Here is an 18,325-nt window from a genome sequence, read left to right on the forward strand (position 1 = left end):
TTGATCTCCGCAGGGAGGAGTGCACCGGAATTTCTGGGGCCACAGGACATGCGAAAGAAGAAGAACAGCGAGTTTCTGACGGAAGTCGAACTGGAATTCATGTCCGAGCTTTGGGAGCTGGGGGAAGGATCCGTGCGCGATGTGCTTGAGCGCCTCGCGCCGGAACGCAACCTGGCCTACACATCCGGTGCCACAATCCTGCGCATACTCGAGAAAAAGGGATTCGTGAAAAGCACGAAGCAGGGCAAGACGTTCATCTACGAACCGATCCTGACCAAGGACGCTTATCAATCGAAATCCCTGAAAAATCTGTCCGAGAAGCTCTTTGACGACACCCCCGCCTCCCTCGTGGCGCGGCTGGTGGATGATTTCGAACTGTCGGACGACGATTTTGAGGAACTTCGGGCGTTGTTGGACAGGAGAATGAAAGATGGAAGTGGTCCGTCCGGTCTTTGAAGCTTTCATAGACATCAACATCGTTCTGGCGCTCGCGCTGGCGCTTTGGTTCGGCCTGAAAGTCCTGCTAGACAAAAGCCCGCTGCGCCATGCCTACGGGCTGAAGCTGCGGCTGCTCAACGGCATTGCCTTCGCCGTGGTGCTGACGCCTCTCGCTGTGCTGATCTATCTCAAGGCCAAACTGCTGTTCGGGCTGGCCCGGGATCCGCTGAACCTGAGCGATCTTCTGGTGGCGAGCTACCTGAAGGGCGATATCGCCATGAAGGCCAGCGCCTTTGAATCCCTGCTGGCGTGGCGCGGGCAGGCGACGGAGCATTTCCTGCTGCGCGACACGCCGATCTGGCTCGGGCTCTTCTCTCTGCTCATGCTTGGCGCGCTCTACTATGTGGTGCGGCTGGGCCTGCAGATCCTGCGCCTGCGCGCAACGCTGTCGCGCTGCCATGAGTGGCGTCAGTTCGGCTCGGTGTCGCTGCTGATCTCCGATCACCTCGCGGTGCCTTTCTCCACCCGCGGCCTGCGCCGCCGCTACGTGGTGCTGCCCGCTGGCTTGCTGACGCGCCCCGCTGATCTGCGGCTGGTGCTGCGCCACGAGCTGCAGCACCTGCGCCAGCGCGATGTGGAATGGGAGGTGCTGCTGGAATGCGCGCGGCCGCTGTTCTTCTGGAACCCGGCGTTCAAGCTGCTCAAACGCGAGGTGGAAGTGCTGCGCGAGCTGGCCTGCGATCAGCAGGTGGTGACGCGCAAGGGCACCGATCTGCGCGCCTATTGCGATTGCCTGCTGCGCGCCTGCCGCCGGGGCTTCTCCCAGCAGGCGCAGCCAATGGAGCTTCCCGTGGTCACCCTCGTGGAGGTGCGCCGCACATGGTTCGGCGCGGGCTCCAGCCAGCGCCTGCGGGACAGGATGCTGACGATGTTCGAACACCGCAGCTACGACAGGCGCCTCGGCCACCTGCGGCACCTCTCCCTGCTCTTCGGCGCGGCGCTGCTGGTGGTGGCCATCGGCATCCAGAAACCGGCGGACTGGAGCCACGACCGCATCATGCTCGACGCCATCGTGAACCTCGAAAAGCTCAACGCGCTCAACACCTTTGGCCGCCCGTAGGAGCTGGACTTAAGCACAGAAGCAATAGGGCGGAGCGCTGGTCCAAGCCTATGCTGCTAGTGTAAAGTTACACCAGAAGATCTCTGGGGAGGGGGGCATTGACGAGCGTTCTCACCTTAAGATTTCTTCGAGGGTGGATTCGCATTCCGACAGTAGGCCGCGGTGACCTAGTCGAAATCAAACGCAGAGCTATGATTTGAGAAAGTCTTTTTAGGAGGTTCTTGATGAGGCTTCTTGGGAAATCGATCGGGCTGGCGATCCGAGGAATTGTATCCCGGTTAGACGGTAGCCTTTCAGACAAGGGACCGGATGGAAGTAGAGGAGGCTTTCTGATGCGCAAACATTTGATTGGAGCGATATCGGCGACAGCCATGCTGACGGTCGGGGCGGCGACAGCCGAGACGGTTGATGCGGAATTCGAAACCGCCGCCGAGGAAAGCTATGTCTGGGGTCTCGGGATCGTCGCGATGTACCGTTATTACTCCGGTATGGCGATTGTCGAAGACGGGCTGAACCAGCTTGTGCACACCCGCAGCTTCCTGAAGCCGGGTGACAAGCCGGGGTCCGGTCCGAACGTCGATACCTACTATTCTTATGGGTGGTTTGATCTGAGCGACGGACCCATCGTGGTGTCTCTGCCCGCATTCGGGGAGCGGTACTATGTTTTTCAGATGAATGACATCTACGGGCGGAACTTCAAGAACGTCGGCAACGGCCTCTCGTCCGGATCGCCGCCGGAGTATGACGGACCTTTTGACTTCGTGCTGGTCCCACCTGGGTATCAGGGCGATGTGCCGGTCGAACTCGCCCGGGTGGACGCGCCAGGACGTCTGGTCAACGTTCTTTACCGTATCCGGGTTGAAAACGAGGCCCTTGAAGGGGACGAGGCGCGTGCCTTGCAGGAGGCCACGTTGACGCTTCCTCTCGCGGACTGGCTGGCCGGAGAACGCCGATCAATTCGTACACTGCCATCAGAAACACTTTCGGCGATCGAGGACGTTATTGTCTTCTCCGAAGAGGCCACCGGCGCCGATCAGCGCAATCCTGCCTTCTTCGCGCAAGTCTCAAAGGTCCTGACCTACGATCCACCGAGCGCGGAGTCCGACATCGCCTTCATGGCTGGCCCGCTTCAGGTCATCGGTTTCGACGCAGACGGAGGCTTTGCCTGGGAAAGCCGGACTGAAGCGGAACGCGCCGCGCTTCTCGACGCTCAGGAAGACGGGTTTGATCGGGTGCAGGCCTTCATCCCGGAACGCGGCGAAAAGGTCGGCAGCGCGACGTTCACCTCGGGCCATGCTGGTAATTACGGCGATGACTACCTTTTAAGGGCCGCCATGGTGCTGGCTGGGGCAATGTACCCGACGACTGAGGTCAGCCGCTATGCCGATCTCTTCGAGGATGCGAACGGCGATCCGCTCTCGGGAGCGACGACCTACACGATGACGTTCGAACCGGACCAGCTTCCGCCCGTCACTGACTTCTGGTCCCTTACGATGTACAGCCTCGGCACCTATGACCTCGTTGACAATCCAATCGACCGCTATTCCATCAGCCCGGCGACCGAAGGGCTGATACAAAATGCGGACGGTTCGGTCACTGTCACGGTGTCGAATCAAAAGCCGGAGGACCCGGCGGCAAACTGGCTTCCCGCGCCGCAGGGCGGTTTCTATGCGATGGTCCGTTTCTACGCCCCGACGCAAGACGTGCTCGACCTCAGCTACCGCTTGCCCGATCTCGTGCCACAATGAAGGTGGCGCGCTATGATACGCCCAAGTGCAACCAAGTTGCGGTTGGCATGAAATTGGAAGCACGAGCGACTCTGCTTTGAGTTCTTCCCGGTCCTTCGCAACAAGAAGGACGAACAGCAGCATACGGTTAAAGAAGCGGCCCCGTCACACATGTGACGGGGCCGTTTGTGCTCAAGAATTTCCACGCGGGCTTGGGCGCTGGGCCCCGCCCTTGGCGCACCTAGGTCAGGCCAGCGCGGCTTCGATCAGCCCGTAGAGCTTCTCGGTGTCCTTGTTGAAGTTGCGGATGCCCTCGGCCAGCTTCTCGGTGGCCATCGGGTCCTCGTTCATGGCCCAGCGGAAATCGGCCTCGGTCATCGGGATCTCGGCGACGCCGGTGGCATTGGCCGGATCCAGCTTGCGCGGCAGCGCGCCTTCGTCGGCGGCCAGTTCCTGCAGCAGGTTCGGCGAGATCGTCAGCCGGTCACAGCCCGCCAGCGCTTCGATCTGGCCGGTGTTGCGGAAGGAGGCGCCCATGACGATCGTCTTGATGCCGTTGGATTTGTAGTAATCGTAGATGCCCCGCACGGAGAGCACGCCCGGATCTTCCTCCGGCCCGTAGGTGCGGCCTTCCGCCTTGCCGTACCAATCGGTGATCCGCCCCACGAAGGGGGAGATCAGGAACACGCCCGCGTTGGCGCAGGCGATGGCCTGAGCCTGTGCGAAGATCAGCGTGAGGTTGCACTGGATGTCTTCCTGCTCCAGCACGCGGGCGGCTTCGATGCCCTCCCATGTGGCGGCAAGCTTGATCAGGATGCGATCGCGCTTGATGCCGCGCGCCTCATAGGCTGCGATGATCGCGCGGGCCTTGGCGATGGAGGCCTCGGTGTCGAAGGAGAGGCGGGCGTCCACTTCGGTGGAGACGCGGCCCGGCACCAGTTTGGACAGCTCGGCCCCCACAGTCACCGTCAGATCGTCGGCGATGGCGGTGACGGCGTTGTCCTTGCCTTTGCCAGCGGCCACGGCGGCTTTGAACGCCTCGGCGAAATCGTCGCTCTGCAGGGCTTTCAGCACGATGGAGGGGTTGGTGGTGCAATCTTCGGGATTCAGCGCGGCGACGGCGCCGACGTCGCCGGTGTCGGCAACGACGATCGTCATTTCGCGCAGTTGATCAAGCTTGCTGGCCATGTTCGGGCGTCTCCTCTGGCGGCAATGTGCGGGTTCGCCCCGCTTCTACCTCCGTTGCGCGCAACGGTCCATGCGGCGCAGGTGCAAAACCCGTGAAATCTGTGTGAAACTGCGCCCCACGGGGCCAAACCGGGGTTTCGCGACGGGCTTTAGCCGTTTTGCGGGGCGTAATCGGCTTTGTACCAGTCCACGAAAGCCTTCACGCCTTCGGTGAGTTCGGTGCGCGGAATCGGCCCGATCAGGTGGCGCAAGAGCTTGTCGTCGGCCCATGTGGCGGGCACGTCGCCGGGCTGCATCTCCATGTAGTTCTTCTCGGCCTCCTGCCCCAGCGCGGCCTCGATGGCCTCGATGAAGGTGCCAAGCGCGCTGGGCGCGCCGTTGCCGATGTTCACCACGCGCCAAGGGGCAACCGGCGAGAGGCTGTCGACTTCCGCGATGTCCTCAGCCGTAGCCGGGCGTTCGGGCGCAATATCGATCAGGCGGCGGATGCCTTCCACCAGATCGTCGATATAGGTGAAATCGCGCTGCATATTGCCGTGGTTGTAGACGTCGATCGGGCGGCCCTGCAGGATGGCGGAGGTGAATTTGAACAGCGCCATGTCGGGCCGGCCCCAGGGGCCATAGACGGTGAAGAAGCGGAACATGGTGGTCGGCAGCCCGTAGAGATGCGCGTAGGAATGGGCCATCGCCTCGGTGGACTTCTTGGTGGCCGCGTAGAAGGACATCTGCAGATCGGCCTTGTCGGTTTCCGCGTAGGGCATATCGGTGTTGGCCCCGAACACGGACGAGGTCGAGGCCAGCAGCATATGCGCGGGCGGATGGGCGCGGGCGGCTTCGAGCAGCTCGAAGGTGCCCACGAGGTTGGCCTCCACATAGGAGCGCGGCGCAACGATCGAATAGCGCACACCGGCCTGCGCGGCGAGGTGGATCACCACGTCGGGTTTGTGGGTGGCGAAGATCTCCATCAGCGCGCCGGGCTCTTCCAGCCGTTTCTCGATGGCGGTGAAGCCGGGCGTCTGCAGCAGCATGGCGTGGCGGCGGTGCTTGAGCGACACGTCGTAGTAATCCGTCATCGCGTCGAGCCCGATCACGGTGAACCCATCGGCCAGCAGGCGCTTGCAGGTGTGGAACCCGATGAACCCGGCGGACCCGGTGACGAAAGCAACGCGCGACATGGTAAACTCCTGCAACTGATCTTGGGCGCACCATAGGCAGGCGCATCGATATTCACAGCGAAAAGCCCGCAGCCTTGGGTGGGAAGGGCGCAAAACGTGGCATTCCGGCCAATGCGCGGCATTTCTGCACCTGCAAAAGGCCTGCGGGGGTGGCCTGTGAGCGCTCACGCCGGTAAACGCGGGCGCGAAACACGCGAACCGGACGGGTGCCCCGCGCGCCTGAGACGCTCCAGACCCAATGGAGATTTCCTGTGAAAGCAGACACACTTTCAACGCTCCGCCAAGATTGGCTCGGCAACATCCGCGCCGACCTTCTGGCCGGCCTCGTTGTGGCGCTGGCCCTCATCCCCGAGGCTATCGCCTTCTCGATCATCGCCGGGGTGGATCCGAAGATCGGCCTCTACGCCTCCTTCTCGATTGCCGTGATCACCGCCATCGCAGGCGGCAGGCCCGGCATGATCTCGGCGGCTACGGCGGCCACGGCGGTGCTGATGGTGACGCTGGTGAAGGATCACGGGCTGCAATACCTGCTGGCCGCCACCGTGCTGGCGGGGCTGTTGCAAATCGTCTGCGGCATGCTGAAGCTCGGCAACGTGATGCGCTTTGTCTCGAAATCGGTGATGACGGGCTTCGTGAACGCGCTAGCGATTCTGATTTTCCTCGCGCAGTTGCCCGAAATGGACATCCGCAACGAGGGCGTCACCCTGCTGACGTGGATCATGATCGCGGCAGGCCTCGCGATCATCTACCTCTTCCCGCTGCTCACCAAGGCGATCCCCAGCCCGCTGGTGACGATCATCGTTCTGACGACGCTCGCCATGGTGCTGGGGCTCGACGTGCGCACCGTAGGCGATATGGGCGAATTGCCGGATACGCTGCCGGTGTTCCTGATCCCGGATATTCCGCTGAACCTCGAAACCCTGCGCATCATCCTGCCTGTTTCCGCCGCGATTGCCGTGGTGGGCCTCTTGGAAAGCCTGATGACGGCGCAGCTGGTGGATGATCTGACGGATACGAAATCCGACAAGAACCGCGAATGTATCGGGCAGGGGCTGGCCAACACCGCCACCGGCTTTATTGGCGGCATGGCGGGCTGTGCGATGATCGGGCAATCCATGATCAACGTGAAATCTGGTGGCCGCGGGCGGCTTTCCTGCTTTGCGGCGGGCGTGTTCCTGCTGATCCTGATCGTCGGGCTGGGCGATCTGGTGGCCCAGATCCCGATGCCCGCGCTGGTCTCGATCATGATCATGGTCTCTGTCGGCACCTTCTCGTGGTCTTCCCTGAAGAACCTGAAAGAGCACCCGCGCCCTTCTTCCATCGTGATGGTGGCGACGGTGGTGGTCACCGTCTTCTCCCACAACCTCGCCATCGGTGTGCTGACGGGCGTTCTGCTCTCGGGCATCTTCTTTGCCTGGAAGATTGCCGCTGTGTTCCGCATCAAAAGCGTACTGGCGCCGGATGGCCGCAAGCGCACCTACACCGTGGAAGGGCAGCTGTTCTTCGCGACAGCACCTGACATCGCTGACGCTTTCGATTTCAACGAAGCGCTGGACGAGGTGGTGATCGACGTGAGCCGCGCCCATATCTGGGATATTTCCGCGATCTCCGCGATTGATATGGTGGTGCTGAAGTTCCGCCGCGAAGGCGCGGATGTGAGCATCATCGGCATGAACGAGGCCAGCGAGACCCTCATGGGGCGTCTGGCCGAACATGACAAGCCCGGCGCGCTCGAGCGCCTGATGGGTCACTGAGGGAGGGGCGCATGTCCAGAATCATCGCATTGGTGGATGGCTCCACCTATTCGGAAAGCGTCTGCGATTACGCCGCCTGGGTGGCGAGGCGCAAGGGCAGCTCGGTCGAGGTGCTGCATGTGCTGGGCCGTCGTGAGGGCGCGCAGAGCAACCTGTCGGGCAACATCGGGCTCGGCGCGCGCAGCAAGCTGATGGAGGAGCTCGCCGAGCTCGACATCGCCAAGGCCAAGCTCGCGCAAAAGCGCGGGCGGGCCATTCTGGAGGATGCCGAGGCGCGGATCCGGGCTGCTGGTGTGGAGGCCGTGACGACACGGCTGCGCCACGGCGATCTGGTGGAAGAAGCCACGGCCGCCGAGGAAGGCGCGGATCTGATCGTGGTCGGCAAGCGCGGCGAGGGCGCGGATTTCGCCAAGGGGCATCTGGGCAGCAATCTTGAGCGCGTGGTGCGCGCCAGCAAGATCCCGGTGCTCGTGGCCTCGCGGGCGTTCAAGCCCGTGGAACGGTTCCTGATTGCCTATGACGGCTCCGCCGCCGCCATGCGCGCGGTGGATCACATCGCGCGCTCCGACGTGTTCGGCGGGCTTGAGGCCGTGTTGCTGAACGTGGGCGAAGAGGAAACCAAGGCGCGGCGCGCGATCGAGGGCGCCGAGGCGATGCTGAAGGGCGCGGGCTATACAGTGCGCAGCGAGATCGCGACTGGCAACCCGAAGACAGTGATCACCGAACAGGTGAAGGCGCTGGAAGCGGATCTTCTGATGATGGGGGCCTATTCGGCCTCCCGGCTGCGCAGCCTGATCATCGGCTCCACCACGAGCGAGATGATCCGCTCCTGCCACGTGCCGATCCTGCTGTTCAGATAGGGTGAGGGGGCTCTGCCCCCGTCGCCTGCGGCGACTCCCCCGGGATATTTTTGCCAAGATGAATGGGGCAAAGAGAAAGGGCGGCCTGTTGGGGCCGCCCTTTTTGAGTCTTGAGACTTAGGCCGCGCGGCGTTTCTGGCGGCGTTTGCGCTGCGGTCTGCCTTGGGCGTTGGCGCCAGCCGATTTGCCGGCGGATTTCGCGAAGCCCGGCTTGCCACCGCGGCGGTGGCCGCCGCGGCCACGGCCCTTGGAGGGGGCGTCTTCTTCTTCGGGGCGTTCGCCACCGGCGACCTCGATCGAGCGCTTCATCAGCTTCTCGATGTCTTTCAGGCGGCCCAGTTCAGCGCCGCCCACCAGCGAGACAGCCTTGCCCGCCTTGCCGGCGCGCGCGGTGCGGCCGATGCGGTGGACGTAGTTTTCCGGCACTTCCGGCAGCTCGTAGTTGTAGACGAAGCGCACGCCGGGGATGTCGATTCCGCGGGCGGCCACATCGGTGGCGACGAGGATGCGGGCGTGGCCGTCCCGGAAGGAGCGGATGGCACGATCGCGCTGGCCCTGGCTCTTGTTGCCATGGATCGACTCTGCCGGGTAGCCGCGATCTTCGAGGTGCTTTTTCAGCTTCTCGGCCCCGTGTTTGGTGCGGCAGAAGACGAGCGCCAGCTCTTCGGGGTGGCCGTCCAGCATCTCTTTCAGGAGGTCGTATTTGCCCTTGGAGCCAACGAAATGCAGACTCTGGTCGATCTTCTCGGCGGCCATGCCCGGCGGGTTGACCTGCACCTTTTTAGGGCGGTCGAGATAGGCCTGGCTCAGCTCTTCCATCTGCTTGGGCATGGTGGCGGAGAACAGCATTGTCTGCCGTTCCTTGGCCAGCATCGGCGCGATCTTGCGCAGCGCGTGAATGAAGCCGAGATCGAGCATCTGGTCTGCCTCATCGAGCACGAGGAAATGCGCCGTATCGAGGCGCACCGCCTTGCGGTCGGTCAGGTCGATCAGCCGGCCCGGTGTGGCGACGAGGATGTCGGTGCCGCGCGACAGGAACTGGATCTGCTTGTTGATCGAAGCGCCGCCGACAACAGTGTGCACTTTCAGCGGCGTGCCCTGCACGTAGGTTTTCAGGTTCTCGGCGATCTGGTTCACCAGCTCGCGCGTCGGGGCCAGCACCAGCGCTTTCACGGTTTTGGGCTCGGGCTTGCCGAACTGGCCCAGCAGGTGGTTTACCAGCGGCAGGCCGAAGGCGGCGGTTTTGCCGGTGCCTGTCTGGGCGAGGCCCATCACGTCATGGCCGTTGAGCACATGGGGAATGGCCTGTGCCTGAATCGGGGTGGGTTGATCGTAGCCCGCAGCCTCGATGGCGGCGAGCAGCTTGGGCTCGAGGCCCAGCTCTTTAAACGTGGTCACGAAGACCTTCCTTTCCGGCACGCCACATGCGTGCCCGGCAAATGAACGAAATGCACCCGCTGCGCCTTTGGCGCGGGTGCCGCGTGTCGGTTGCGGTTGCGATCCTCACCCGGCCGCATCATGCGGCGGCAGGCCGATCGAACCGTCAGAACCCCGCGTGAATTGGGAACTTGGGAAGGCGCCCTTATGGAGGAGTGCCCGGGGCGCTTGGGCGGGCGGAGTGCCGACATCAACAGCGGCGGGCTGCTCACGCGGCAGCCGATCCTGTGGCGGCATATGGGGCATGGGGGCGCGGCTGTCAACGGCGCATCGCGGCTTGAGGGCCGCATTTCGCCGCGTTGCAGCATGTTTGATGCCGGATTTCTTGCGAAAGGGCTTCCCTTGCGCTAAGAGGCCGCGTCCTTCCCGGACATTGATTCAAAGGAGTCCCTGCTAATGGGTTACAAAGTCGCTGTCGTTGGCGCCACCGGTAACGTGGGCCGCGAAATGCTGAATATCCTGGCCGAGCGCCAGTTCCCCGTGGATGAGATCGTTGCGCTGGCATCGCGCAAGTCTCTGGGCACAGAGGTCAGCTTTGGCGACAAGACACTCAAGACCAAGGACCTGGACACTTTCGATTTCACCGGTTTCGACATTGCGCTGTTCGCGATCGGCTCTTCGGCCACGAAGACCTATGCGCCGCGCGCCGCGGAGGCCGGCTGCCTGGTGATCGATAACTCCTCGCTCTACCGCTACGATCCGGAAATCCCGCTGATCGTGCCGGAGGTGAACCCGCAGGCGGTCCATGACTACCGCAATAAGATGATCATCGCGAACCCCAACTGCTCCACGGCGCAGATGGTGGTGGCGCTCAAGCCGCTGCATGACCGCGCCAAGATCAAGCGCGTTGTCGTCTCCACCTACCAGTCCGTGTCCGGCGCGGGCAAAGAGGGGATGGACGAGCTGTGGGATCAGACCAAGGGCATGTATGTCCCCGGTCAGGAGCGTGATCCGTCGAAATTCACCAAGCAGATCGCTTTCAACGTGATCCCGCACATCGACGTCTTCATGGAAGACGGCACCACCAAGGAAGAGTGGAAGATGGTCGTGGAGACGAAGAAGATCGTCGATCCGGCGATCAAGGTCACGGCCACCTGTGTGCGCGTGCCGGTCTTCGTGGGCCACTCCGAGGCGATCAACATCGAGTTCGAGGAGTTCCTCGACGAGGATGAGGCCCGCGATATCCTGCGCGAAGCACCGGGCATCATGGTGATCGACAAGCGCGAGGACGGCGGCTACGTGACGCCGGTGGAATGCGTCGGCGACTTCGCGACCTTCATCAGCCGGATCCGTCAGGACGGCACCGTTGAGAACGGGCTGAACCTGTGGTGCGTCTCCGACAACCTGCGCAAGGGTGCGGCGCTGAACGCAGTGCAGATCGCCGAGCTCTACGGCCGCGAGATCTTGAAGAAGGGCTAATGTCAGCCTACATTGATGGATAACGGGGAAGGGGGCCAGTGCCCCCTTTTTCATGCGTAAATCCGCGCTAAATCGGCATCACGCTGGGGCTCAGGGCCCTGCGTTCAGCGATTGTTAAGGACGAGTCAGACAAGCCGGGCAACGGCAGAGCGCCATTGGCCCTTGTCCTATCCGGAAGAGGTAAGGCCCCCTTCCAAAGCCCCGGTTCTGCCGGGGAAGCGAAGGCCATAAGATGCTGAGCACGGCACGCTGGGGGCGTTCCCCGGCCACCCGCAGCCAGTGGCTCTGCCAAGAATACGCCTCGAATGCGGCCCGAAATGTGCCTCAATTGCAAGTGTATGAGTTGACGATGTTATATGTATCTGTTCGCCCCGCAGGCCCCGCGCCCGCCCCGATGCCACCCAGCATGCTGGATCCCGGCCAAGGCATGGAAACGGCCGCGCGCCACACCATGCCACAGTCTGGCTACGCTTACTCGGCGGCCAACATGCCCGCCGCGCCCTACAGCCCGAAGCTGCCCAAGGGCCAGCGCTGGCGGCTGCGGACCGCTGTGCCTACGCTGCCTTCAATGCCCGCCCTGCTCGCCGCGCTCGGGATCACCCGCAAACGGTCTGGCTACGCCGACGGCCCGGCGACGCGGGAAGAGCTTTCGCGCCTCTTTGAGCGGGAGCTGACGGATTTTGCCCGCGCCCGCCCCAAGCGCCGCCGTTGACACCTGCTCCGTTCAGAGGGCGACGAAGCCCTCGGCGGTGCCCCGGTATTCTTCCAGCGCGCCGTTGCCGATATCATGCCAGAGCCCGTGCAGGGCGAGGCGTTCGTCTTCCACGGCTTCCTTGACGAAAGGGAAGGTCATCAGGTTTTCGATCGAGACGAGCACCGCCTCCTTCTCAAGCGCCCGCGTGCGCTCCTCCTCGTCGGCGATCCCGGCCACGCGTTCATAGCCCGGGCGCAGGATGTCCATCCAGCGGCCCACGAAGCTGCTTTTCTCCTCCAGTTCCGGCGCTTGGCCCGAGCACATGTCGTGGCAGCCCTTCACGCCGCCGCAGCTCGAATGGCCGAGCACGAGGATATGCGCCACGTTCAGCGCGGTGACGGCATATTCCACGGCTGCCGAGGTGCCATGCGCCTCGCCATCGGGCTCATAGGGCGGCACGAGGTTGGCGATGTTGCGGTGGATGAAGAATTCGCCCTGATCCGCGCCGAAGATCGAGGTGACATGCACCCGGCTGTCACAGCAGGAAATGATCATCGCGCGCGGGCGCTGGCCTTCATCGGCAAGGCGGCGATACCAGGCCTTGTTTTCCTCGAAAGACGTCGCTTTCCAGCCGTGATAGCGTTTGGCGAAATAGGCTGGAAGCGGCTTTGCGAAGCTCATGGGGTATCTCCTCGTGTTTCGGCGGGTTGTAGCGCTGATTTTCACTGAATTCGAGAGGTTTTTCCGCGTCAACCCGGCTGGAAGAAACGCTTTGGTAGGGGCTGTTGCGCCACTCTGGGCACGGGTTCCGCAGCCGGAAGGGTGAGGTCATGGGAACAGCACAGCAGCTGGTTCAGCCCGAAAGGGAGGCGCAGGCGCAGCTGTGCGCGCAGATTGCCTGCTACACCCGCCACCACCCGGAGGAGGACGCCTGCCGCCAGCTGGCCATCGCCCTACGCGATCTGGAGGCCGCGTGGCTTCACTTCGGCAGAGGGCATTACATTCAGCTGCGCGCCGCTGTGAGAGGGATCGCAGAGGGGCTTTCGGCCCTTGGCCTCAGCCATCCGCTATTCGTGGCGCAGGCGCTTTGCGAGGTAGCGGAAGCGCGGCGCGCGGTGGAAACATCCGCCTTGCTGGAGCGCCTGGGCCGCCTGCTGCGCCACGCCGCGCTCACGGCGGCGGATCTTGCACCGGGGCATGGGTTTTAATGGGGCTCTCGCTGGCCTCTTGCACCCGCTGCGGCACGGGCTAGGGTGTACCATCAAAAGCCACGGCGCAGACACATGCGCCAAGATCAGAGCCGCACATGCCCGATTTCTTCGCCGACGCCACCGATCCCTCCCTTCCCGTTCATGCCGTGGAAGCGGCCGGAGCAGAGGCTTGCCTGTCAAACCTTGAGGCCCCGGCGCAGGCCTGGGCGCAGGCCAACGGGTTTTCCGGCGCGTTGGGCGAAACCCTCCTGTTGCCGGGCGAAAACGGCGCACCTTCGGCCGTGCTGATCGGCCTTGGCGATGCCCGGGCGCGGGCGCGCAAACGCCTCGGCGCGCTCGCCGGGCTCGGTGCCTTGCCTGCTGGCAGCTATCACCTCGCCAGCGATCTGCCCGCGCCATTGCTGGAGGAATTCACCCTCGGCTGGCTGCTGTCGGGTTACGCCTACGATCGCTACGCCGGTAAGCCCGCACCCGAACGCGCGCTGAAAGCGCCAGAGGGCGTGGATGCGGCGCGCCTGAACGCCATGGTGGTGGGGGAATTCCTGACCCGTGATCTGATCAACACCCCCGCCAATGACATGGGTCCGGAAGATCTGGAAGCCGCCGTTCATGCGCTGTCGGTGGAGTTTGATGCGGATGTCTCCGTGATCCGGGGCGAGGATCTGCTGGAGCAGAACTTCCCGATGATCCACGCCGTGGGCCGCGCCTCGCCCCGCGCCCCGCGCTTGCTGGATCTGCGCTGGGGCAGCGCGGGGCCTGCGCTGACGCTGGTCGGCAAAGGGGTGTGTTTTGACACCGGCGGGCTCAACCTGAAGCCGGGCAGTTCCATGGCCCTGATGAAGAAGGACATGGGCGGCGCGGCCACGGTGCTGGGGCTCGCCAGCATGATCATGGCGCTGAACCTGCCGCTGCGCCTGCGCGTGCTGATCCCGGCGGTGGAAAACGCCGTTGGCGGCCCCGCCTTCCGCCCCGGTGACATCCTCACGGCCCGCAACGGGCTGACGGTGGAAATCAACAACACCGATGCCGAAGGCCGCCTCGTGCTGGCCGACGCCCTGAGCCTCGCCGCCGAAGAAACGCCCGATCTGCTGATCTCCATGGCCACGCTCACCGGCGCCGCCCGCGTGGCTGTCGGCCCCGATCTTGCGCCGTTTTACGCGACGCAGCAGGGGTTTGCCGCCGCGCTGGGGAAAGGCGCGGAATTGAGCTGCGATCCGGTCTGGCAGATGCCCTTCTGGGAGCCATACGAGGCGATGATCGAGCCCGGCATCGCCGATCTGGACAACGCGCCGGGCGGGGGCTTTGCTGGCTCGATCACCGCCGCGCTCTTCCTGCGCCGCTTCACTGGTGAAGCCCCCAGCTACGCCCATTTCGACATCTACGGTTGGCAGCCTTCTGCCGCGCCCGCGCGCCCCAAAGGCGGTGCGGGGCAGGGCGCGCGGGCCATCCTTGCAGCCTTGCCCGAGGCACTGGGCCTGTGACAGACAGGCGCTTCCACCCGGAAAACGCCCGCGTGGCCCACGCTTCCCTCGGCGCGCGGGCCAAGGCGCCAAGGCGCACCGAAGGCACGCCGATGCGCTGTCAGCAGGCGGTGGCCGATCTCTGTGAAAGCCCCGGCGGCGCGCGCGACAAGCAGGTGCTTTTTGGTGAGGCCGTGCAGGTGCTGGAACAGCATGAAGGCTGGTCCTTTGTCATACATGCCGCCGACGGCTATGTCGGCTACCTGCCGGACGGGGCGCTGGCCCCGCAAACCGCGCCGCCGAGCCACAGGATCCGCGCGCGCAGCAGCCACATCTACAGCGCCGCCGACATCAAATCCCCCGACATCCAACAGCTCAGCTTCGGCGCACAGCTCACCGGCCTGCGGGAGGCCGAGGGCTTCCTCGTGCTCGAAAACGGCGGTTATGTGCCCCTGCAACACGTCACGCCGCTGTCCGCGCTCAGCCCCGATCCGGCCGCCACGGCGGAGCTTTTCCTCGGAACGCCCTATCTCTGGGGCGGCAACAGCGGCTTTGGCATCGATTGCTCCGGCCTCGTGCAGGCTGCCTTTTGGGCCGCGGGCCTCGCCTGCCCGCGCGATTCCGATCTGCAGGCCAGCCTCGGCGCGCCTGTCCAAAGCACGCATGAGCTGCAACGCGGCGATCTCGTCTGCTGGCGCGGCCATATCGGGATGATGCTCGACGCGGAGCGCCTGATCCACGCCAACGCCCACCATATGGCCGTTGCGATCGAACCTCTGGCCGCGGCACAGGCCCGCATCGCGGCTCGTGAGTTCGGTGAGATCACCGCCCTGCGCCGCCTCTCTCAGGCGCGCCCCTAACCTTTTCCTCTTGCCGAAAATACCTCGGGGGAGGCCCCGCAGGGGCCGGGGGCAGAGCCCCCAACTTCCGCCCTTATCGCTACTCCACCGACCGGATCAGCTTGCGCTCCAACACCCGCAGCACCGTGCGCAGATCATGGCCGCGTTTCAGAACAAGCCCGTCCATGCCGACCACCGCATAAAGCCCCTGTCGATTGCGCAGCTTCGGACGTTTCTCGATCCGGTAAAGCGGGTTTTCAGCCGTGCGCCGGAAGACGGAAAAAACGGCCACATCTCGCAGAGAGGAAATCCCGTAATCGCGCCACTCGCCCGCTGCCACGAACCGCCCGTAGAGCCCAAGGATAACGCCAAGCTCCTTGCGGTCGAAGGCCACGAGGTCGGGCTGTCCAAAAGGGGGGCGCGGGGGGCCGGGCTCGATGTTCATGGGGGAATCGTGGCGAAGGCCCGGCAGAAAATCAAGCCCGCCCCGCCTTTGCCCCGAAAAGACCCGCAAATCTCCCCCGCCCGGCGCGATCTTCGCCATGACCCAGCGTTAACTTTGATTTCAAGCGTTACCCGTTAGCTGGTTCACTGGTTTTCTTGCCCCCACCCGTCCCAGGAACCAGCGGTGCGCCACTTGGCCCCGTCTCCCCAGGTGACGGGGCCGATTTTTTTTGCGGCATGCCCCCTCGCCGTGCCGCAAAGGCTTCGCTAGGCTTCGCTCCAAACGCAGATAGGGAGTACGACCATGCGGCACCACCTGATTGCAGCCCTTGCCGGAGCCGCGCTCATCGGCGGTCTGTCGGCCTGTTCCACAGGTGGCAGCAGCAAAAGCCAGAAAGTTCCCGCCTACGCGAGCTACGACACGGCCGATCTCGTGCTGATCCGGGGGTTCCGCGCAGCCGGCGATCCCTGCAAGGTGACCGGCGAAACCGCATACACAAACCAGTTCCTCAGCGACGCCGCCACGCTCGTGAGCTGCCCGGCCAGCTACAGCGGCCTGCCCGCCTTCGTGCAGGAAACCGGCGCGCGCCGGGTTGGCCAGCGCGGGGATTTCCTGCTCTACAGCGTGCCGCGCCGTTAACCATCACCCAGCTTATCGCGGAATTCCGCGACGACTTTCGCGTAGAGCTCGCGCTTGAAGGGCACGATGTTCTCGATCAGCGCGTCGGGCCCGATCCAGCGCCACTCGGAGAACTCCGGGTGGTCGCCGTCGATGCGGATGTCGGCGTCGCTTCCCGTAAAGCGCAGCAGGAACCAAAGCTGTTCCTGCCCTTTGAAGCGCCCTTTCCAGATCCGCGGCACGATCTCATGCGGCAGATCATAGGCGAGCCAATCGCCGGTGCGCGCCTCAACCTCCACCAGATCCGCCGTAACGCCGGTTTCCTCCCACAGTTCGCGCAGCGCGGCCGCCTCGGGGTCCTCGCCCGCGTCGATCCCGCCCTGCGGCATCTGCCAGGCGGGCACATCGCTGTCGATCCGCTGGCCGGCAAAGATCTGGCCATCACCATTCACGAGCATCACACCCACGCAGGGGCGATAGGGCAGCTTGGCAATCTCTTCGGGGGTCATGGGGTGTCCTTGAACGATGGGGAAAACGCAGGCGGGCCGGGAAAGACCCGGCCCGCGCTAGGGAACTCTGGCTCAGCCCTTACTTGGCCGGATCGAGCGCCGAAAGGCCTTTGAGGATGTCGATCGCATAGGCGAGCTGGTAATCCTCCTCGCGCAGCTTGGCGGCTTCCTCGGCTTTCAACTCCTCGGCCTCGAACTGCTTGCGTTCGTCTTCCGAGAGCGAGTCGTTGGAGAGGCTGCCGCGCAGATCGGCCTCCGAGCGGGAGAAGTTGGCTTCCGAGCGGGGCTCGTCCTCGTTCTCTTCGTCTGCCGGGCGGCGGCGCGGCTGCTCCACGATGATGTCCGGTGCCACGCCGAGCGACTGGATCGAACGGCCCGACGGCGTGTAGTAGCGCGCGGTGGTCAAACGCATGGCGCCGTCGCCGCGCAGGGGCATGACGGTCTGCACCGAGCCCTTGCCGAAGCTCTTGGTGCCCACGACGATGGCGCGGCGGTGATCCTGCAGCGCACCGGCGACGATTTCGGACGCAGAGGCAGAGCCGCCGTTGATCAACACGACGATGGGTTTGCCCTCGGCCAGATCGCCCTCGGTCGCGTTGAAGCGCTCGCCATCCTCGGCGGCGCGGCCACGGGTCGAGACGATCTCGCCCTTGTCGAGGAAGGCGTCAGACACCTTGATCGCCTGCGTGAGCAGCCCGCCCGGGTTGTTGCGCAGGTCGATGACGAAGCCGTTGACGTTCTCCATCCCGCCCAGTTCCTCGACCTTCTCGGCCAGCTCTTCCTCGAGGTTGGGGAAGGTCTGATCGTTGAAGGTGGTGACGCGCAGCACAACGGTATCGCCCTGCACGCGGGAGCGCACGGCGGTGAGCTTGATGGTGTCGCGGATGATGGACACGTCGAAAGGCTCATCCTCGCCCTCGCGTACGATCGTCACGATGATCTCGGAGCCAACGGGCCCGCGCATCATTTCAACCGCCTCGTCCAGCGTCAGGCCAAGGATGCTTTCGCCGTCCACATGGGTGATGAAATCGCCCGCTTCGATCCCGGCGTCAAACGCAGGCGTGTCGTCCATCGGAGAGACGACCTTCACGAAGCCCTCTTCCTGCGTCACCTCGATACCAAGCCCGCCGAACTCGCCCCGTGTCTGCACGCGCATGTCGTCGAAATCTTCCGGCGCGAGGTAGCTGGAATGCGGATCGAGCGAGGTGAGCATGCCGTTGATCGCGGCCTGAATCAGTTCGCGTTCGTCCACTTCTTCCACATATTGCGCGCGCACGCGCTCGAAGATGTTGCCGAAGAGATCGAGCTGCTCATAGACCGAAGCCTTGGCGTCCGCCTCCTGTGCAATCAGCGGGCCGGCGATCTGCGTGCTGACGATCGCCCCGGCCAGGGTGCCGCCCAGTGCGGCCATCACGAGTTTCTTCATCGCAT

The 18,325-nt window shown here is 64.0% G+C and carries 18 protein-coding genes; 11 read left to right on the plus strand and 7 right to left on the minus strand.

Annotated elements, in window-relative coordinates:
- The first annotated feature begins 48 nt into the window (after positions 1–48).
- The 3 genes from KVX96_RS01520 to KVX96_RS01530 all read left to right on the plus strand — a co-directional run bounded on the left by KVX96_RS01520 (position 49) and on the right by KVX96_RS01530 (position 3,306).
- Positions 49–456, plus strand: a complete 408-nt coding sequence (locus KVX96_RS01520; protein WP_261192348.1) for a BlaI/MecI/CopY family transcriptional regulator — start codon at positions 49–51, stop codon at positions 454–456.
- Complete coding sequence (locus KVX96_RS01525; RefSeq protein ID WP_261192350.1) at positions 431–1,558, plus strand: M56 family metallopeptidase; 1,128 nt, start codon at positions 431–433, stop codon at positions 1,556–1,558. Before KVX96_RS01520 ends, KVX96_RS01525 begins: the two co-directional genes overlap by 26 nt.
- A 332-nt stretch (positions 1,559–1,890) precedes the next feature.
- Positions 1,891–3,306, plus strand: coding sequence for a DUF1254 domain-containing protein (locus KVX96_RS01530; protein WP_261192352.1), 1,416 nt, complete (start codon positions 1,891–1,893; stop codon positions 3,304–3,306).
- Between the two features lie 225 nt (positions 3,307–3,531).
- Here KVX96_RS01530 and tal read toward each other — a convergent pair whose 3' ends face one another.
- On the minus strand, positions 3,532–4,473 hold the full coding sequence (tal, locus tag KVX96_RS01535) for a transaldolase (RefSeq protein ID WP_261192354.1): 942 nt from the start codon (positions 4,471–4,473) through the stop codon (positions 3,532–3,534).
- Positions 4,474–4,622: 149 nt separating this feature from the next.
- Positions 4,623–5,648: an NAD-dependent epimerase/dehydratase family protein gene (locus KVX96_RS01540; protein WP_261192356.1), complete on the minus strand. Its 1,026-nt coding sequence runs from the start codon at positions 5,646–5,648 to the stop codon at positions 4,623–4,625.
- A gap of 251 nt (positions 5,649–5,899) precedes the next feature.
- Here KVX96_RS01540 and KVX96_RS01545 point away from each other — a divergent pair, with 251 nt between their 5' ends.
- Both KVX96_RS01545 and KVX96_RS01550 read left to right on the plus strand, forming a co-directional pair.
- Positions 5,900–7,402 carry a SulP family inorganic anion transporter gene (locus KVX96_RS01545; RefSeq protein ID WP_261192358.1) on the plus strand — a complete coding sequence of 501 codons (1,503 nt, stop codon included), beginning with the start codon at positions 5,900–5,902 and terminating at the stop codon, positions 7,400–7,402.
- 11 nt (positions 7,403–7,413) lie between these two features.
- Positions 7,414–8,262: a universal stress protein gene (locus tag KVX96_RS01550; RefSeq protein WP_261192360.1), complete on the plus strand. Its 849-nt coding sequence runs from the start codon at positions 7,414–7,416 to the stop codon at positions 8,260–8,262.
- Between the two features lie 117 nt (positions 8,263–8,379).
- Here the strand turns inward: KVX96_RS01550 and KVX96_RS01555 are convergent, their stop codons facing one another.
- Positions 8,380–9,660: a DEAD/DEAH box helicase gene (locus KVX96_RS01555; protein ID WP_261192362.1), complete on the minus strand. Its 1,281-nt coding sequence runs from the start codon at positions 9,658–9,660 to the stop codon at positions 8,380–8,382.
- A gap of 435 nt (positions 9,661–10,095) precedes the next feature.
- On the opposite strand from KVX96_RS01555, the gene KVX96_RS01560 reads away from it, so the two are divergent.
- Positions 10,096–11,118, plus strand: a complete 1,023-nt coding sequence (locus tag KVX96_RS01560) for an aspartate-semialdehyde dehydrogenase (RefSeq protein ID WP_261192365.1) — start codon at positions 10,096–10,098, stop codon at positions 11,116–11,118.
- Positions 11,119–11,512: 394 nt separating this feature from the next.
- A complete protein-coding gene (locus KVX96_RS01565; RefSeq protein ID WP_261192366.1) occupies positions 11,513–11,830 on the plus strand; it encodes a hypothetical protein in 318 nt (105 codons plus the stop codon).
- A gap of 12 nt (positions 11,831–11,842) precedes the next feature.
- Here KVX96_RS01565 and KVX96_RS01570 read toward each other — a convergent pair whose 3' ends face one another.
- On the minus strand, positions 11,843–12,493 hold the full coding sequence (locus KVX96_RS01570) for a carbonic anhydrase (RefSeq protein ID WP_261192370.1): 651 nt from the start codon (positions 12,491–12,493) through the stop codon (positions 11,843–11,845).
- 149 nt (positions 12,494–12,642) lie between these two features.
- On the opposite strand from KVX96_RS01570, the gene KVX96_RS01575 reads away from it, so the two are divergent.
- From KVX96_RS01575 to KVX96_RS01585, 3 genes are all read left to right on the plus strand, one after another.
- Complete coding sequence (locus KVX96_RS01575) at positions 12,643–13,020, plus strand: hypothetical protein (RefSeq protein WP_261192373.1); 378 nt, start codon at positions 12,643–12,645, stop codon at positions 13,018–13,020.
- 98 nt (positions 13,021–13,118) lie between these two features.
- Positions 13,119–14,504, plus strand: a complete 1,386-nt coding sequence (locus KVX96_RS01580; protein ID WP_261192375.1) for a leucyl aminopeptidase family protein — start codon at positions 13,119–13,121, stop codon at positions 14,502–14,504.
- Complete coding sequence (locus tag KVX96_RS01585) at positions 14,501–15,343, plus strand: C40 family peptidase (protein ID WP_261192377.1); 843 nt, start codon at positions 14,501–14,503, stop codon at positions 15,341–15,343. The genes KVX96_RS01580 and KVX96_RS01585 overlap by 4 nt, the downstream gene beginning before the upstream one ends.
- 79 nt (positions 15,344–15,422) lie before the next feature.
- On the opposite strand, the gene KVX96_RS01590 is transcribed toward KVX96_RS01585, so the two are convergent.
- Positions 15,423–15,767: a DUF2794 domain-containing protein gene (locus tag KVX96_RS01590; RefSeq protein ID WP_261192379.1), complete on the minus strand. Its 345-nt coding sequence runs from the start codon at positions 15,765–15,767 to the stop codon at positions 15,423–15,425.
- 303 nt (positions 15,768–16,070) lie between these two features.
- Between KVX96_RS01590 and KVX96_RS01595 the strand changes: the two genes are divergently transcribed.
- Positions 16,071–16,406 (plus strand): hypothetical protein, encoded by a 336-nt coding sequence (locus KVX96_RS01595; RefSeq protein WP_261192380.1) that lies wholly within the window; start codon positions 16,071–16,073, stop codon positions 16,404–16,406.
- On the opposite strand, the gene KVX96_RS01600 is transcribed toward KVX96_RS01595, so the two are convergent.
- Positions 16,403–16,894, minus strand: a complete 492-nt coding sequence (locus KVX96_RS01600) for an RNA pyrophosphohydrolase (protein WP_261192384.1) — start codon at positions 16,892–16,894, stop codon at positions 16,403–16,405. The genes KVX96_RS01595 and KVX96_RS01600 overlap by 4 nt on opposite strands.
- Positions 16,895–16,973: 79 nt before the next feature.
- Positions 16,974–18,320, minus strand: a complete 1,347-nt coding sequence (locus tag KVX96_RS01605) for a S41 family peptidase (RefSeq protein WP_261192386.1) — start codon at positions 18,318–18,320, stop codon at positions 16,974–16,976.
- Between the last annotated feature and the right edge of the window lie 5 nt (positions 18,321–18,325).

The organism is Pseudoruegeria sp. SHC-113, assembly GCF_025376885.1.
In the GTDB taxonomy this organism is placed as follows: Bacteria; Pseudomonadota; Alphaproteobacteria; order Rhodobacterales; family Rhodobacteraceae; genus Pseudoruegeria.

Coding starts and splice junctions, on each gene's coding strand:
- KVX96_RS01595 (WP_261192380.1), top strand. CDS start 16,071: ATGCGGCACCACCTGATTGCAGCCCTTGCCGGAGCCGCGCTCATCGGC.
- KVX96_RS01605 (WP_261192386.1), bottom strand. CDS start 18,320: ATGAAGAAACTCGTGATGGCCGCACTGGGCGGCACCCTGGCCGGGGCG.
- KVX96_RS01540 (WP_261192356.1), bottom strand. CDS start 5,648: ATGTCGCGCGTTGCTTTCGTCACCGGGTCCGCCGGGTTCATCGGGTTC.
- KVX96_RS01550 (WP_261192360.1), top strand. CDS start 7,414: ATGTCCAGAATCATCGCATTGGTGGATGGCTCCACCTATTCGGAAAGC.
- KVX96_RS01575 (WP_261192373.1), top strand. CDS start 12,643: ATGGGAACAGCACAGCAGCTGGTTCAGCCCGAAAGGGAGGCGCAGGCG.
- KVX96_RS01525 (WP_261192350.1), top strand. CDS start 431: ATGGAAGTGGTCCGTCCGGTCTTTGAAGCTTTCATAGACATCAACATC.
- KVX96_RS01530 (WP_261192352.1), top strand. CDS start 1,891: ATGCGCAAACATTTGATTGGAGCGATATCGGCGACAGCCATGCTGACG.
- tal (WP_261192354.1), bottom strand. CDS start 4,473: ATGGCCAGCAAGCTTGATCAACTGCGCGAAATGACGATCGTCGTTGCC.
- KVX96_RS01590 (WP_261192379.1), bottom strand. CDS start 15,767: ATGAACATCGAGCCCGGCCCCCCGCGCCCCCCTTTTGGACAGCCCGAC.
- KVX96_RS01580 (WP_261192375.1), top strand. CDS start 13,119: ATGCCCGATTTCTTCGCCGACGCCACCGATCCCTCCCTTCCCGTTCAT.
- KVX96_RS01565 (WP_261192366.1), top strand. CDS start 11,513: ATGCCACCCAGCATGCTGGATCCCGGCCAAGGCATGGAAACGGCCGCG.
- KVX96_RS01560 (WP_261192365.1), top strand. CDS start 10,096: ATGGGTTACAAAGTCGCTGTCGTTGGCGCCACCGGTAACGTGGGCCGC.
- KVX96_RS01570 (WP_261192370.1), bottom strand. CDS start 12,493: ATGAGCTTCGCAAAGCCGCTTCCAGCCTATTTCGCCAAACGCTATCAC.
- KVX96_RS01600 (WP_261192384.1), bottom strand. CDS start 16,894: ATGACCCCCGAAGAGATTGCCAAGCTGCCCTATCGCCCCTGCGTGGGT.
- KVX96_RS01520 (WP_261192348.1), top strand. CDS start 49: ATGCGAAAGAAGAAGAACAGCGAGTTTCTGACGGAAGTCGAACTGGAA.